The 14637-nt window shown below is 37.0% G+C and carries 11 protein-coding genes; 4 read left to right on the forward strand and 7 right to left on the reverse strand.

Annotation, left to right across the window (positions count from 1 at the left end):
* Window positions 1-184: 184 nt before the first annotated feature.
* The 4 genes from ACSBFT_RS00120 to panD all read right to left on the reverse strand — a co-directional run bounded on the left by ACSBFT_RS00120 (window position 185) and on the right by panD (window position 3340).
* Window positions 185-562, reverse strand: coding sequence for a GxxExxY protein (locus ACSBFT_RS00120; RefSeq protein ID WP_489602746.1), 378 nt, complete (start codon window positions 560-562; stop codon window positions 185-187).
* A gap of 501 nt (window positions 563-1063) precedes the next feature.
* Window positions 1064-1771: a zinc metallopeptidase gene (locus ACSBFT_RS00125; protein WP_463045694.1), complete on the reverse strand. Its 708-nt coding sequence runs from the start codon at window positions 1769-1771 to the stop codon at window positions 1064-1066.
* 153 nt (window positions 1772-1924) lie between these two features.
* Window positions 1925-2917: a lysylphosphatidylglycerol synthase transmembrane domain-containing protein gene (locus ACSBFT_RS00130; protein ID WP_489602747.1), complete on the reverse strand. Its 993-nt coding sequence runs from the start codon at window positions 2915-2917 to the stop codon at window positions 1925-1927.
* A 72-nt stretch (window positions 2918-2989) separates the two neighbouring features.
* The gene (gene panD, locus ACSBFT_RS00135) at window positions 2990-3340 is read right to left on the reverse strand and encodes an aspartate 1-decarboxylase (protein WP_463045692.1); all 351 of its coding nucleotides are present in this window, start codon (window positions 3338-3340) and stop codon (window positions 2990-2992) included.
* A 170-nt stretch (window positions 3341-3510) separates the two neighbouring features.
* Between panD and ACSBFT_RS00140 the strand changes: the two genes are divergently transcribed.
* From ACSBFT_RS00140 to ACSBFT_RS00150, 3 genes are all read left to right on the forward strand, one after another.
* Window positions 3511-4416, forward strand: coding sequence for a TIGR01777 family oxidoreductase (locus ACSBFT_RS00140; protein ID WP_489602748.1), 906 nt, complete (start codon window positions 3511-3513; stop codon window positions 4414-4416).
* A 663-nt stretch (window positions 4417-5079) separates the two neighbouring features.
* Entirely contained in the window at window positions 5080-6774 is a 1695-nt protein-coding gene (locus tag ACSBFT_RS00145) for a DUF262 domain-containing protein (RefSeq protein ID WP_489602749.1), read from the forward strand.
* 196 nt (window positions 6775-6970) lie between these two features.
* The gene (locus tag ACSBFT_RS00150; protein ID WP_489602750.1) at window positions 6971-7342 is read left to right on the forward strand and encodes a VOC family protein; all 372 of its coding nucleotides are present in this window, start codon (window positions 6971-6973) and stop codon (window positions 7340-7342) included.
* 93 nt (window positions 7343-7435) lie between these two features.
* Here the strand turns inward: ACSBFT_RS00150 and ACSBFT_RS00155 are convergent, their stop codons facing one another.
* Window positions 7436-8695, reverse strand: coding sequence for a tetratricopeptide repeat protein (locus ACSBFT_RS00155; protein WP_489602751.1), 1260 nt, complete (start codon window positions 8693-8695; stop codon window positions 7436-7438).
* Between the two features lie 588 nt (window positions 8696-9283).
* Here ACSBFT_RS00155 and ACSBFT_RS00160 point away from each other — a divergent pair.
* Window positions 9284-10531: a carboxypeptidase-like regulatory domain-containing protein gene (locus ACSBFT_RS00160; RefSeq protein ID WP_489602752.1), complete on the forward strand. Its 1248-nt coding sequence runs from the start codon at window positions 9284-9286 to the stop codon at window positions 10529-10531.
* Between the two features lie 200 nt (window positions 10532-10731).
* Here ACSBFT_RS00160 and ACSBFT_RS00165 read toward each other — a convergent pair whose 3' ends face one another.
* Together ACSBFT_RS00165 and ACSBFT_RS00170 are read right to left on the reverse strand one after the other, a co-directional pair.
* Complete coding sequence (locus tag ACSBFT_RS00165; RefSeq protein ID WP_489602753.1) at window positions 10732-13623, reverse strand: M16 family metallopeptidase; 2892 nt, start codon at window positions 13621-13623, stop codon at window positions 10732-10734.
* Window positions 13624-13683: 60 nt separating this feature from the next.
* On the reverse strand, window positions 13684-14541 hold the full coding sequence (locus ACSBFT_RS00170) for a DUF2911 domain-containing protein (protein WP_489602754.1): 858 nt from the start codon (window positions 14539-14541) through the stop codon (window positions 13684-13686).
* Window positions 14542-14637 lie beyond the last annotated feature (96 nt).

Raw genomic sequence — 14637 nt, forward strand, 5'->3', positions numbered from 1 at the left:
CAAATTAGATTCAGGGTTATTCTGTTCCCGCAGATTTCGGTGATTACGCGAATTGTATTAGGGTTATTCTGTTCCCGCAGATTTCGGTGATTACGCGAATTGTATTAGGGTTATTTTGTTCCCGTAGATCACGCAAATTAGATTCAGGGTTATTCTGTTCTCGCAGTTCTCGCCGATTTTTATTTTAAAGCTTATTGACTTTCCTGAAAATTGATTTAGAAATATCTGAGGAATTGAAATTAACTAAAATGCCCAATCTTTTATCTGCTAGTCGTAAATAGGTCATAATTTGCTTATGATGAACTTCCGCTAAGAATTCAATCGATTTTATTTCGATAATTACTTTGTCTTCTACCAAAATATCAATGCGAAAGCCAATGTCCATTTTAACATTATCGTAGATAACGGGAAGGCCTACTTGACTTGCAATTTTTAATCCAGCTTTTTTCAGCTCATAACATAAAGTAATCTCATAAACAGATTCAAAAAGACCTGGACCAAGTTCATTATAAACCTTAAAAATAGCTCCTCTAATGATATAAGAAATGTCGTTTTCAGTCATTGTTGTGTGTCAGTCAAGCAATTAGTGTGAACACAAACTACAAAATAAAAAGGAAAACAAAGATTCTTGATACCTCACAATAAGTCATTGTTTTAAAGATATCTATGAAATTGGCCAAATCTGCGGGAGTAAATTGGAGAAATACTCTGAAATTACAAAAAGCAGTGTTTTAAAGAAATCTGCGAGATTATCGAAATCTGAGGGAGTAAAGCGGAGAAATACTCTGAACTCACAAAAAGCAGTGCTTTAGTAGTATCCGCGAGATTAGCGAAATTTGCGGGAGTAAAGCGGAGAAATACTCTGAACTCACAAAAAGTAGTGTTTTAGTAGTAGCTGCGAGATTAGCGAAATCTGCGGGAGTAAAGATGAGAAATACCCTGAACTCACAAAAAGTAATGCTTTAAAGGTATCCATGACATTACTAAAATCCGCGGGAGTAAAAAGGAAACAAAAAAAGGAAGACCGAAGCCCTCCTTTTTTTATCATAAACTGAAACATTACTTAATCATCACCTCTGCCTAAGAATATCATGACATAGTAAGCCAAGTTGGCTACTGCAGCTAAAGCACCTACCACGTAAGTCATAGCCGCCCATTTAAGAGCATCTTTTGCTTGAGCGTGTTCTTCACGATTCACTATATTTCTAGATTCCATCCATTTTAACGCTCTGTTAGAAGCATCAAATTCAACAGGAAGTGTAATTAAAGAGAATGCCGTAATGGCTACGTTAGCAACAATAAGCACCATTAAAAGAATGTTGCCCATGGCTGAACCCTGCGTAATCATATAAAAACCACCCATAAATAAGAACATGTTAAGCATACCCATTACTCGTCCAGCTATACTGGCGGCAGGTACTAGCGTAGATCTTAATTTAAGAGCAGCATAAGCCGTGGCATGCTGAACTGCGTGACCCACCTCGTGAGAGGCTACCGCAGCAGAAGCCGTACTTCTACCGTTATAAACATCAGAGCTTAGGTTTACTGTTTTATCTTGAGGGTTGTAATGGTCTGTCAGTTGGCCATCCACCTGTGTAATTCTTACATCGTAAATGCCATTGTCGTTGAGCATTTTTTGAGCTATTTCTGCTCCACTAAGTCCGTTACTCAAACCTACCTTTGAGTATTTTTGGAACTTTCCTTTTAGTCTTCTTGAAACCAGCCAGCTGATTCCCATAAAAACTATACTTAAAATGATAATAGGATGCATGTGCGTTATTTAAATTATTATTAATGGTGAAAAATTTAAGCGGTCAAGCTTTTGTAAAATATGGAATAATCTTTTTCCTTTTATGCTAAGATAACGAAGAATTATAATTTCAGATTCCCTTGAAGATATTAAATCATGGGCAATGGTCTTAAATCAGGACAATTGGTCTTTTTTTCTGATAAAAAATGAAATCGCCAATGCTGTCAAACCAAATACTAATACGAAAATAATACCCTGCATCGTGTGCAAGAATGTGGCCAAAGTAATGCCGTCTTGAGGGTTTAAGCCATAAAGACCTACTATTTTACCCACCAAGAAATGATAAGAACCTATACCCCCTATAGTAGGGGCTGCCATACCAATGGTTCCCATGACCAAAATAGTTAATCCTGCCAAGGGGCTAATGTTTGCTGTCTGTGGAATAGCGAAACAAAGAAACCAGGTCATCAAATAATATAAAGACCAGATAAGAATGGTATGCCCAATAAATGCTTTCGGGTTTTTCAAGTTTCTGACACTGGTAAATCCAGACCAAAGACCCAAGACCACACCTTTTATTTTGCTGTAAAGCGGCTTCTGAGAAAGTATTTCGTCGTTTCTAAGAATCCATCGCCAAGCTAAAAAGGCTGCCAAAGCCATAAAAGTTATGACGCCTATAATGATGGAAGGGTTTCCTATTTTGTCTCCGACCAGTTCTATGAAAAACGCTTTCAATCTGTCAAACTCTAGAATGAGGTTAAGACAAATAAGGAAAAGCAACACTAAAACGTCAATCACCCTTTCTGCCACCACGGCTCCAAAAGACTTCTCAAAAGGAACATCTGAAAGGTTTTTTAAACTAGCCGAACGAGCTAACTCACCTGCACGTGGTAAAACCAGATTGGTGACATAGCCGATTAAAACGGAGATGGTACTTTTAAAAGCAGAAGGGTCGTAGCCCAGGGGCTGCAGCATTAATTTCCATCTATACGCCCTGCTCCAATGTGCCAAAAGAGCCATTACGGCCGATAAGGCCACCCAGAAATAATTGGCATTTTTTATGGTTTCCCATAAGATATTAAGGTCAATTCCCTTTAAGACAAACCACAGCAAAGAGCCGGCTATGGATATAGAAATAAGGTATTTAAGTATGTTTTTGAAGTTCATTTCTTAGGAAAGTAAAAAGGTCAATCTCTGTACAAATGTACATGAAATTGACCTTCAAAAAGAATGCCTTATTTATTTAATGATTCGGTTGTTTTCGTCGGGAAAAACAACGACAGGCTTATGTGTTGCTGCTTCTTCTGGTGTCATCCATGCGTAAGAAATAATGATAACAATATCTCCTGGCTGTGCTTTTCTAGCGGCAGCACCATTCAAACAGATAATACCAGAGCCTCTTTTACCTTTAATGGCGTATGTTTCTAATCTTTCGCCGTTGTGATTGTTGACAATCTGCACTTTCTCATTTTCTCTAATTCCAGCGGCGTCCAGCATGTCTTCGTCAATAGTCACACTACCGACATAGTTTAGCTCCGCTTGAGTAACTTTTACTCTGTGAATCTTAGATTTGAAAACGTTAACTAGCATTTTCTATGGTTTTGTTTGCTCTTAAAAAGGATTACAAAATTAGCAATCCTTGATTGGATTCATAACCATAATGGAGTAGAATTAATTCAAAAGCCCCATTCTTTGACCTATCACTAAACAAGGGCTGTGTAAATTTCTATTATTTGTCTTCCATGGCTTATATTGGAATCATGAATTATCTAATTACAGGAGGAACGGGTCTTTTAGGCAAAGAATTATCCAAGCTTTTGCTACATAAAGGGCATGAAGTGAGGGTGCTTTCTAGAAGCAAAAGAGAAGATAGTGAAGTCAAATATTTCAAATGGGATATTGACAAAGGTGAAGTGGAATTGGATGCTCTTCCGAATGTGGATTGCCTTATTCATTTGGCGGGAGCTAGTATTGCAGATAAAAAATGGACAGAAGACCGGAAGCAACTCATTATCGATTCTAGGGTGGATCCTCTAAAACTTTTGGCGACTAAATTTTCTGAGCTGAAAGCGTTTCCTAAAGCCATCATTTCTGCATCGGCAGTTGGTCTTTATGGTTTTGACACAGGGGAAGAGGAGCTTTCGGAAGATTCTGAAGCAGGTACCGACTATATTTCTAAAGTGGTGGTGGAATGGGAAAAGGCCGTGGATGAGTTTGCTCAAGTTTCAAAATGCCGAGCAGTTAAGCTAAGAATAGGTATAGTGCTGGACAAAGATGGAGGGGCGTTGCCACAACTGGCCATGCCTGTGAAGTTTGGGATTGGCTCTGCATTAGGAGATGGTGAACAATGGATTTCATGGATTCACACGTCGGATTTATGCCGCTTGTTTTATAAGACCTCTTTAATGGAAGACTTAGAAGGAGCTTATAACGCAGTAGCACCCCATCCGGTAAGAAACAGCGAAATGATACGGGTTTTAGGGAAAGTCTTAAAAAGACCTATTTGGGCACCGCGTGTTCCTGGCTTTGTGGTGAAAATTATACTTGGTGAGCGTGCACAGCTGGTGCTGGGTGGAAATAGAGTTTCTGGCAATAAAATAGAGAAAAATGGCTTTGGCTTTAAGTACCAAAGTTTAGAGGAAGCCCTAAATCAAATTTATAACTAAACTTTAGCATTATGTCTTGGCCGGTTTTACTGTTTTTTATTGGAGGTTTGATATGGCTTTATATCCTGTGGGATAAGCGGAAGAAAAGGAAATAAATTCTACAAAGCTTGGTTGCTAGGCGTTCTGATATGGAAGACCAAATACATTTTGTGATATCTAATAGAAGACAACTATTTCTAGGACATTACAGACAGCATAGACATTACCCTAATTCACCTAGCTAAAGGAAGCATGATTTCGGACTGGATTCAGCAAATGCTATAAGAGCTATTTTAATTAAATAATGGAAAGTTTAAATAGAAAGAGGCCGCATGACTGCGACCTCTTTTGATATATGAATGGCTTTCTTGGAGTAACTCAACTTTTCAATATGACCGTATAATAAATGGGTATTGTTTTACTGGGATTAAGTTTTGTTTTTGTGCCCCGAATATGTAACCACTGTATATAGAAGGCTATGTTTTATTCTTCCTTGTATTGCTTTAAAAGACCATTCTACGGTAAATGGTGAATTAAATGTTTCTTGGGATTTTATTATCATATTAAATTTATATTGTTTTTTTCGAAAGAAGTGGTTTTTTTGAATTAGGCTTAATGGCCAAATAGCTTATTATGCTAAACGAATTGTTATGTACAAGGGTGAAAAAATAGTAATTTTGAATTATGGCGGTAAATAACTTATTAGATACAAGCACTGTTAGTTTAAGCGATATTATTGGTAATGGGAAGACCTATTCCGTCCCACCATATCAGCGAGACTATAGTTGGAGAAAAGATCAATGGGAAGATCTTTGGAACGATATATTGGCAATAAATGAGACGGGCAACGTTCATTATATGGGTTCAATTGTTCTCCAGAATATGGGAGATAAGAAATATCATGTAATTGATGGACAACAAAGATTTTCAACACTTACCATTATTGTTTTAGCTGTAATTAATAGACTGAATTCGCTTATTGATGAGGAGATAGAGATAAAAGATAATAAGGAAAGAGTCTCTCTCTTATCTAAAAAATATATTGGTGATAAAGACCCAGGCTCATTGACATATTCATCAAAATTGCAATTGAATGAAAACAATGATAGTTTTTTTCAGTCTAATCTGCTTGTTTTTAGACAACCTACAAATGTAAATACTTTACTAGACTCAGATAGACAAATTTGGAATGCCTACAATTATTTTGTGGAAAAAGTTGATGAACTCTTTTTGAACGAAAAGGCTGGAGAGAAAATTACAAATTTCTTAAACAAAGAAGTTGCTGAAAAGCTGATGTTCATTCAAATCGTAGTTGAAGATGAATTAAGTGCTTACACGGTTTTTGAAACTCTAAATTCTAGAGGTGTAGGTTTAACTGTAACAGACTTGTTGAAGAATTATTTATTCTCAATATCTTCTAAGGTAGATCTTCCACATATTAAAACGAAATGGAAAAAGATTGTTGACATTATTGGGTTAGATAATTTTCCCACTTTCTTAAGGCATTATTGGATTTCAAAGAATAAACTGATTAGACAAGAGTATTTATTTAGGGCGATTAAAGAATCAATTACAGATTCACCTAACGTAATTATTTTGTTAGATTCGTTAGAGGAAAATGCAAGACTTTACAAGGCTTTGTCAAACTATTCAGATTCTTTTTGGGGGGGGCACAGGGAAATAAAAAAAAGAATAAAGGAACTCACTTTGTTCAAAGAAAAACAGGCCTATCCCATATTAATTGCTGCATATAATAATCTTAGCCAAGAGGACTTCGCGAAGGTTTTGAAACTAGTTTCAACTATAACCTTTAGATACACTGTGATTGCTAAACTTCATACCAATTTAAAGGAAGATGTTTATAATAAAGCGGCGATTAAGATAAGTAATAAAAAAGCTAGGACTGTCACTGAAATTGCTCAGTTGATTAGGACATTATATCCTACTGATAATGATTTTAAAAATGATTTTTCCTCCAAGTCGATTAGTACAAAGCGGGGTAAAAAAATCGTTAGATATATTTTGTATTCTATAGAGAATCATATTAGTCAAGCTGATTATGACTTTGAAGAGAATCCAGGGACAATTGAACACATTTTGCCAGAGAATGGAAATGGAAATTATCTAGAGGAATTTCCACAAGCGATTCACGAATCTGTGGTTTATAGATTGGGTAATTATACTCTTTTAGAAGAGGATAAAAATCGGAGCTGTGAGGCTTTACCTTTTTCTGAGAAAAAAGAGATTTTCGCTACGTCTCAATATAAACTAAGTAAAGAAGTGAATTCAAATGTTTGGAGCCCCAATTCTATTGACATTCGTCAAGAGAGACTTGCAAATTATGCATCTTCGATTTGGAGGATTTCACAATATGATTGATGATCGTCTAGATGATATTTCCCCCTTTCAAACTCCCCCTGTTCGTCGATAGGAGGACAAGTTAGCGTCAAGGGCTCCAAGACTAAACACCCAAACAGCACCAATTTGCAAAACTGAAATAAAGTGGTGAATTTGTATTGCTAAAGCTCAGGGTGACCTGAGCATGCATAGGTTTACAATCATAAATAAAAACACAATGAAACTAGGAGCATTTTCAATAAGTCTTGCGGTAAAAGACATTCATAAATCTAAGGCCTTTTATGATAAACTAGGGTTTACTTATAAAGGCGGAAACATAGACCATAACTGGATTGTGCTCAGAAATGAGAATACGGTCATAGGTCTTTTTCAAGGCATGTTTAAAGACAATATCATCACCTTTAACCCTGGGTGGGATAGCGATGCACAGCATTTAGAGGAGTTTGACGATGTAAGACTTATACAAAAACAACTAAAAGCACAAGGTATAGCACTTACTGTTGAAGCAGATGAAAATACCACAGGCCCAGCTCATATCACCTTAACAGACCCAGACGGTAACAATATTCTTATAGACCAGCATAGGTAGGAGAACAAATATGTATTTACTAAGAGATTAGATATTTTATTCAAACACCGGATTAATAGCATTAAATAAGTTTCACAAATCCCCAGTGCTTTGCTAATTTTTAATTCTCAGTCCTTCACGAATGCCATCCATATCACTTTTATTGAAACCTAGACTTTCAAATAGCTCGAAATCGGCTTTAATCACATCTTTCCATGTGGTTTTTTTTGTGATTTTGGACTTGGAATATTTTAGATATATGTTTTCGGCATTTTTTACCTCTCCAGTAAATAGATAGTAGTGGGCTAGATTGCTCTGCAATAATAAATTATTGGCATTTTTGCCCAAGCCAATGGTGAGGTATTCTTTTGCTTTTTTGAAGTTTTTTATCAATAAATTGTAATGTCCAATGGCATTATAAATAGTGTCATTTTCTACGTCAAGACTTATTAATTCTTCATATTTTAGTATTAACTTCTTATAGTCTTTTACCGCAGCAAATCCTCTGATTTCTTCCTCTATGGACTTAATGCGGTCATTTTGGGTCATGTTTTCTGTTTCATTATAACAGGCATTTAATTCATTTTTGAGAATCAGCGTTTTCTCGCTTTGGCTAAAAGCGTTGTATGCTTTAGGCGTATATTTTTTAATTATTTTGTCGGTTCTACAGCTGCAGATTTGCTTTGCTGTTTCATTTTTATTCAGAAAAGAATTTAGACATTCGATGCTTAGGTTTTGCTTACTTACTGTGCTCCAAACATCCACATATTCTTCTACCGCTACGATAGCAGACACTTCAATAGTTACAAAAACGCCCTCCAAAGAACTTGGATTTTTAAAACATAAATACACCGAACCCGATTTTAAATCATCTACCATCACTACGCCATCTTTAGCGTTTTCTCTGCTTCCTTCTTTGTATGTTTTAGGGTCTGAATTGGGCCAAAAGCCTAGAATGTCTTTTTTTATAAATTGATTATGACCTTCTATGTCGGTTAAGTAAATATCCACCACCCCAGCACCCGTGGGTTTCAAAACTTGAAAAGCGGCCTTAGCCGTGAGGCCAATGGTGGTATTTTCTATGGCACTGTTTAAAAGTAAATTGGTTAGTTGAAGCCCTAATTTTAGGTTTTTATTCAGCGGATTGGCCTCGCTTTCATTTGGACTGGTAGTGAATGAATAAAACCATTGAACCGTGTTTTTAGGTAAATCTATTTTTATTGAATTCTTTGTTTTGCCACCAATTCTAGTGGCAGAATTCAAATAAAAGCTCTGTTCGTCATGCAGACTAACTACTTTTTTTACGGTTTGGTAGGATTGACCACTCAAAGAAAAACTGATAAAACTAAGTACGAAGATTGTTTTTAGTTTCATAAATGCTTGTTGCATGTAGATAGATTGGTACTGATGAGTGTTTGTCTTTAGAACCTGTGGGCTATTAAAACAATTTTATAATAAAGCTCAAAGGTATTGCTTAACGCACAAAACCCGTCATCTATTTCTTAATCTAACGTAACTTCGATATAAGAAAATGGCTTTAAGAGCTTAATATTGGTATTGCCTCCGCTCTTTAATTTATTCTTTAGTTTCGCCACTAATTCAGGATTGGCTTTTGCCACATTTTCGGTTTCTTTTTTATGGTCTAATAAACCTTTCGAGTCTCCCTAGGGGCTCTAAGAAAGCCAACCACAAAAAAAAGAGACCACTAAAGTCAGTCTCTATAAAAATAATAAAATTGAACGCTGCACTGTTCTAGAAACTTTACCAATTTTCTAGTCTCCCGCAGACAATCCGAGATAACGAAAATATTTAGTCTAAAGGTTTTATATTAAAATGGTTAGTGTAGTATCCCCCTAAAAATAAGACCGTTTAAAAACAAGAAATTAGCCAAATTTAAACGGACATGAATCAGTAAAAAAAACATCTCCTTCGAGTCTTTAAATCCCTTGAATTTCAGCATTATTGTTAAATGATTTTTTAAACCAAAGTGCTGAAACGCATAAAGTGTTGATAGTTAAAAGGATAAGTTGTTTAGTGCTACTCTTGATTTTTGCATTTCAAATAGGTGCAAAAGCACAAAGCAATAACATTTTGATTTTTGGGAGGGTAGTAGATGCTGCGGAAAACCCAATTCCTTTTGCAACAGTATATTTAAATAACACCTCCTTTTTTAGCACGACCGACACTTTGGGCAATTACAAACTTTGGGTACCTGCCTATCTTCAAAAATTAGAATTAGTGGCTAGTTTCGTTGGTTTTAAGCCTGGGAAAGTAACATTAAGTCAAGATGGGAAAAGCAAAAAAGTACTGTTCCGCCTAGAATCTAGAACAGACCTTGCTGAAATAAGGGTTACCGCCAAAATGGACAGATTTTGGAGAAGAAAGTGGCGAATTTTTCAAGATGGACTTTTGGGCGACACACCTTTCGCTAGTAAATGCGAAATCTTAAATCCGGGCGTAATAAAATTAGATTATGACAAAACGCAATCAATCGTAACAGCCTATTCTAGAGAGCCACTTTTGATTGTTAACAAGGCTTTAGGCTATAAATTACAAGTGGACGTCGATTTTTTTGAGTCGGATGGGAAACTTACCTATCAAGCCACCAATAAGTTCTTCGATAGCCTTGAAGTAAATTTGGTAAAAGATTTAAAGAAAATTTATAAAAACCGCCGACGTGCATATGACAATTCATTCCGAAATTTCTTGGTTTCATTAGTTAACGGAACTACTGCCGAAAATGGGTTTATTATATTTCAAATGAATGAAATTCGAAATTATTACTTAGGAAAAGTAAGTTTGGATGATGGCTCGGTTGATGGCTTTTTTCATAAAGCCATAGTTAGAGATTTATTACAGAAAGACAGCCTTACGGATGAATATAAGCTGGTTACAGATTTACCGCTGCTCATTTTCAATAAGAATGTAGCCAATAGAAACTCCCCTTTCAGCGATTATCCGTATGCTTTTTCACAATTAGAAGTTCCAAATAAGTATTTCACATTTAATAAAAATGGATGGTTGCTTAAGCCCAACAATATGCTTTTGCGTAATAATTGGGGCGAGGAAGGTATTTCAAACCTATTACCGGATGACTTTGAAATTATTGAAAAGCCAGATTTTATGTTAAAAACTGAAGTAGAGAAAATAGAGCCATTCAAAAGATCTGTCAAGAAACCTACATTACCCGATAAGATAATTCTGAAATAAATTGCAAGCGGCTTTTTTACTTACTTTTTCCAGGTATGTATCTAAAATATAGACATTCATAGCTAATTGATTTTATACCCAATCGGGTATACTTTGCCCTTGAGTCTACTAAATTATACCCGTAATGGTATAAAAAAAGAGACCACCAAATGGCAGTCTCTTTCTCCCGATGGCTATCGGGACTAATCATAGCTAAAAGCCTATTCCGCTCCAGAAAGTTTTCCTGCTGGTGCAGTTTGTGCTGGAGCTTCTTCAGAAAATTTCTTTTCAAAATCACCTGCTTTTACAAGCGTAAGTTTTGATGGGTCTATATGCTTTCTGAAAGCATTGTTTACCTGCTCTAGCGTAAGAGCGTTAAGTTTAGCATCAAAATCGGCATCGTAATTCATGGTTCTGTCTAAGTACAGGTAACCGTTTAGTTTTCCGGCTAGTTCATCGTCTTTTGACCTTGATAATTGACGACTTTGTAACAAACCTTCTTTAGCTTTTTGTAATTCATCTGCTGTAAAACCTTCGTTTCTGACTTTGTTGATTTCTTCTTTAATAGCAGCTTCGGCCTTTTCAGAGTTTTCAGGAGCTAAGATGGCGTAAGTCATAAAAGAACCTGTCTCATCTATAGACGAAGCCGAAAACTGAGAACCAACACCATAAGAAATACCTTCTTTTTGACGTAGCCTCATAGCCAATCTGCTATTTAAGAATCCACCACCTAAAAGATAATTTCCTACATAAAGAGCAGGATAATCCGGAGAGGCATCTGTCATTTCAAGATTGATACCCGTCAGCATCAGCGAGTTGGCTTTGTCTGGTGTTTCTATTTTAGTGCCACCAGCTGGATTAGGAAGATAATCGTTCGCTATTCTTACGAATGGCGTCGGGTTTTTCCAAGCACCAAAACGCTTCTCCAATTCTTTTACTATTTGCTCTTGGTCAAAATCTCCTACAATAGAAACTGTAGCATTAGACATTCCGTAAAGTTTGCTATGCAAAGCTTTCATGCCATCAATAGTTACGGCATCTAGCATTTCTAACTGCTCAGGTATAGAAGGTACATAACGTACATCACCTTTAGGGTAAGGACTCATGGTCTTTCTGAAAACCAATTGTGCCAATGGCATAGGCTCGTTTTGCTGCGATTCTAAACCAGTTTTCATTTCTGATTTAAGATTACTGAACTCGGTTTGGTCAAAAGCAGGGTTTTTAAGAACATCTTCTACCAAAGCAAGCACTTCAGATAAATGCTCTTTAGTGGTATTAATGCCCACCGAAATGGTATTGGCTCCACCACCAATACTCACAGAACTTTCCATGCCATCCAGTTTGTCTTTGATAGCCTGACGGTCAAGGTTTTTAGAACCCCTCATTAGCATAGATGCCGTAAGGTTATCGGTCATGCCTATGCCTGTTAGGCTCTCTTTGGTTCCCACTCTAATGGTCATGCTGGCAGATACTACATTTCCTCTTGTGCCTTTAGAAAGCAAAGCGTATTCCATGCCGTTGCTTAGCTTACCAATAGTGTTTCTGCTGTCGATATTATCTGTAGTAGCCTCAAAAACCTCTGTTACTTCTTCTACTTCTTTGCCTTTATAGTCTTTTACTAAAGCGGCTACATTTGGTGCTTCAGGTACATTTACTCTGTCTGGTGCTGTAGTCGGAATAAACTGACCTACGGTTCTGTTTGAGCCTTTGAAATACTTTTTAGCTACTCTGTTTACATCTTCAAGCGTTACATTTTCTACCGCATCTCTAAACAGGAAGAAAGTTCTCCAGTCTCCTAGGGCTATAAACTCTGTCAGCATTTTAGAAAAAGCTTCCGAATCTCTTGCTACTTGACCTAAATATTTAGCCGTTTGAGATTTTGCTCTGTCTACATCAGCTTGGGTAAATCCAGTTTCTATGGCCTTGTCAATAGTCTCTAAAAATACTTTTCTAGCTTCTTTAATGTCATTGTCTTTAGGCACTACCGCACCAAAATAACTGTAACCAGGCTCTTTAAGTGACCTAGCATAGCCAAAGACTTGTGAAGCCAGTTTGGTGTCTACCATAGCTTTGTACAAAGGACCCGACGGAGCAGAAGCCAATGCGTCAGAAATAACATCCACCGCCGCATAGTCTGCATGCGTTCCTGGAGGTACGTGATACATAGCACCTAAAAACTGCACATCTCCCATACGGTTAAGGGTAATGTTTCGCTCTGTGTCTTGAGCAGGCTCTTTGGTATAGGTGTCGCTCAGTACTCTGGTTGGTCTTGGAATTCCTCCAAAATATTCATTGACCATTTTAAGTGTAGCTTCAGGATCAATTTTTCCGGCTACTATCAATATCGCATTGTCTGGCTGATAATATTTTTTATAGAAATCTTGAAGCTTATCAATCGGCACTCGCTCCAAATCTTCACGTGAACCAATGGTAGAGTTTCCGTAATTATGCCAAACATAACCCGCAGAAACTATCCTTTGAGAAAGTACGCTGTTGGGATTGTTTTCACCCATTTCAAACTCGTTTCTAACCACCGTATATTCCGACTCTAAATCTTCTTTTTTGATGAAAGAATTCACCATTCTATCAGATTCTAAATCCAATGCCCATTTTAGGTTTTCTTCCGTAGCATTGAACGTTTCAAAATAATTGGTACGGTCTACAGATGTAGTTCCGTTAGGTCTTGCACCATGATCAGAGAGTTCCTTCGGAATATCTGTATGTCTAGGAGAACCCTTAAACACCATGTGTTCTAAAAGGTGAGCCATTCCTGTTTCTCCATAACCCTCATGGCGGCTACCCACCATATAAGTAATATTTACGGTAACGGTTTGTTGGGTTTGGTCAGGGAAAAGTAAAACCTTCATGCCGTTGGCCAATGTATATTCGGTAATACCCTCAACAGAAGCTCCTTTTACGGTTGCGGGTAAATCCTTTTTCACCATAGCCACTACGGGCTCCGTGATTTCTGTTTCGGCCATCGCTTTTTCAAGCTTGGTCTTCAGTTTTGATATTTTTTTCTCTTGTTTGCTTTGGGCTTGTAGACCCGAACCACAAAGAATTAGGCAAGCTGAAAGAACAGCTAACCATTTAAATTGTGTTGGTTTTCTCATCGTAAAAGGTTAATAGTTAAAAATCTTTGAAAATTACTAAAGTTATTGCTCAGTTTTAAATCAATGCTGTTTTTCTAGTTTTTTATTCCATGCTATAATTGAAAGCTCTTTATCCTCCTTGGAATAGGTGCTTCTGTTTTTAATGAAGTCCAATGCCTTGTGAATTTGTGTTCTAGCTTCTTCTTTTCTGCCCAGCTTCGTTAAAATATCCTGTTTTACGCTATAGGCATATTCTGTTTCCTCGCGTTCGAATCCAAGATTTACCAATTTCAAGGCCGTTTCAAGGGGCATGTTATAGGTAGTCATAAAGGAACTAGCTCCTATATATCTATCAGCAATGGTTTCTTTTTCCGTTAAAAGGGAGTCGTTTACATATTTCATGACGTCCTCGTTGGTAGTCGTTTCAATAGAAAATGCGACCAAAGTGTTTTCCCAGGCTATAGATAATATGGCGTCGTTTGGAATAATATCAAAGCTAAAGGTTAATGATTCCTGATAATTTTCAAGTTTCCTAACGGGAGAGCTCACTTTCAAAACGTCAAGTTCTTTATTGTAATCGTATGCTCCGTACAGGGTGGTGTCCTTATTTAGGATAAGCTCCCAGCTATGTTCATTTGGGATGGTAAAGAGGGCATATTTACCAGTTTTTACAGTTTGGTCCTCTATTCTGATGTCTTTGCTAAAAGAGATGGTGGTAGCATAGGCGGCTCCAGTTCTCCATAGTTTGCCGTAAGGAATAAGCTCACCAAAAATCTTTCTGCCTCTAGCCGCTGGTCTGTCGTATTTTAGTACAATTTCTGTATGACCCACCTCCTGAATAAGCATCGTATGTGGGCTTAAATTAGGATAGTATCCTTGTACTTGGGTAACCACGGTAGCAGCACAAAGGAACAAACTGATGAAGATGGCTTTTGTCATTTTTTGAGAATTAGGATAAAGTTAAGTATTCTGTTGTTCCTCAAGACGTAAAAAATGTTAAACGGATGCTTTTTGATTTAAAGATGCACTTATAGA

It is taken from the genome of Arcticibacterium sp. SM2516 (genome assembly GCF_057914865.1).

Excerpts from the sequence above, each read along its gene's own strand:
- ACSBFT_RS00120 (WP_489602746.1), bottom strand. The coding sequence starts at position 562 with ATGACTGAAAACGACATTTCTTATATCATTAGAGGAGCTATTTTTAAG.
- ACSBFT_RS00125 (WP_463045694.1), bottom strand. The coding sequence starts at position 1,771 with ATGCATCCTATTATCATTTTAAGTATAGTTTTTATGGGAATCAGCTGG.
- ACSBFT_RS00130 (WP_489602747.1), bottom strand. The coding sequence starts at position 2,917 with ATGAACTTCAAAAACATACTTAAATACCTTATTTCTATATCCATAGCC.
- panD (WP_463045692.1), bottom strand. The coding sequence starts at position 3,340 with ATGCTAGTTAACGTTTTCAAATCTAAGATTCACAGAGTAAAAGTTACT.
- ACSBFT_RS00140 (WP_489602748.1), top strand. The coding sequence starts at position 3,511 with ATGAATTATCTAATTACAGGAGGAACGGGTCTTTTAGGCAAAGAATTA.
- ACSBFT_RS00145 (WP_489602749.1), top strand. The coding sequence starts at position 5,080 with ATGGCGGTAAATAACTTATTAGATACAAGCACTGTTAGTTTAAGCGAT.
- ACSBFT_RS00150 (WP_489602750.1), top strand. The coding sequence starts at position 6,971 with ATGAAACTAGGAGCATTTTCAATAAGTCTTGCGGTAAAAGACATTCAT.
- ACSBFT_RS00155 (WP_489602751.1), bottom strand. The coding sequence starts at position 8,695 with ATGAAACTAAAAACAATCTTCGTACTTAGTTTTATCAGTTTTTCTTTG.
- ACSBFT_RS00165 (WP_489602753.1), bottom strand. The coding sequence starts at position 13,623 with ATGAGAAAACCAACACAATTTAAATGGTTAGCTGTTCTTTCAGCTTGC.
- ACSBFT_RS00170 (WP_489602754.1), bottom strand. The coding sequence starts at position 14,541 with ATGACAAAAGCCATCTTCATCAGTTTGTTCCTTTGTGCTGCTACCGTG.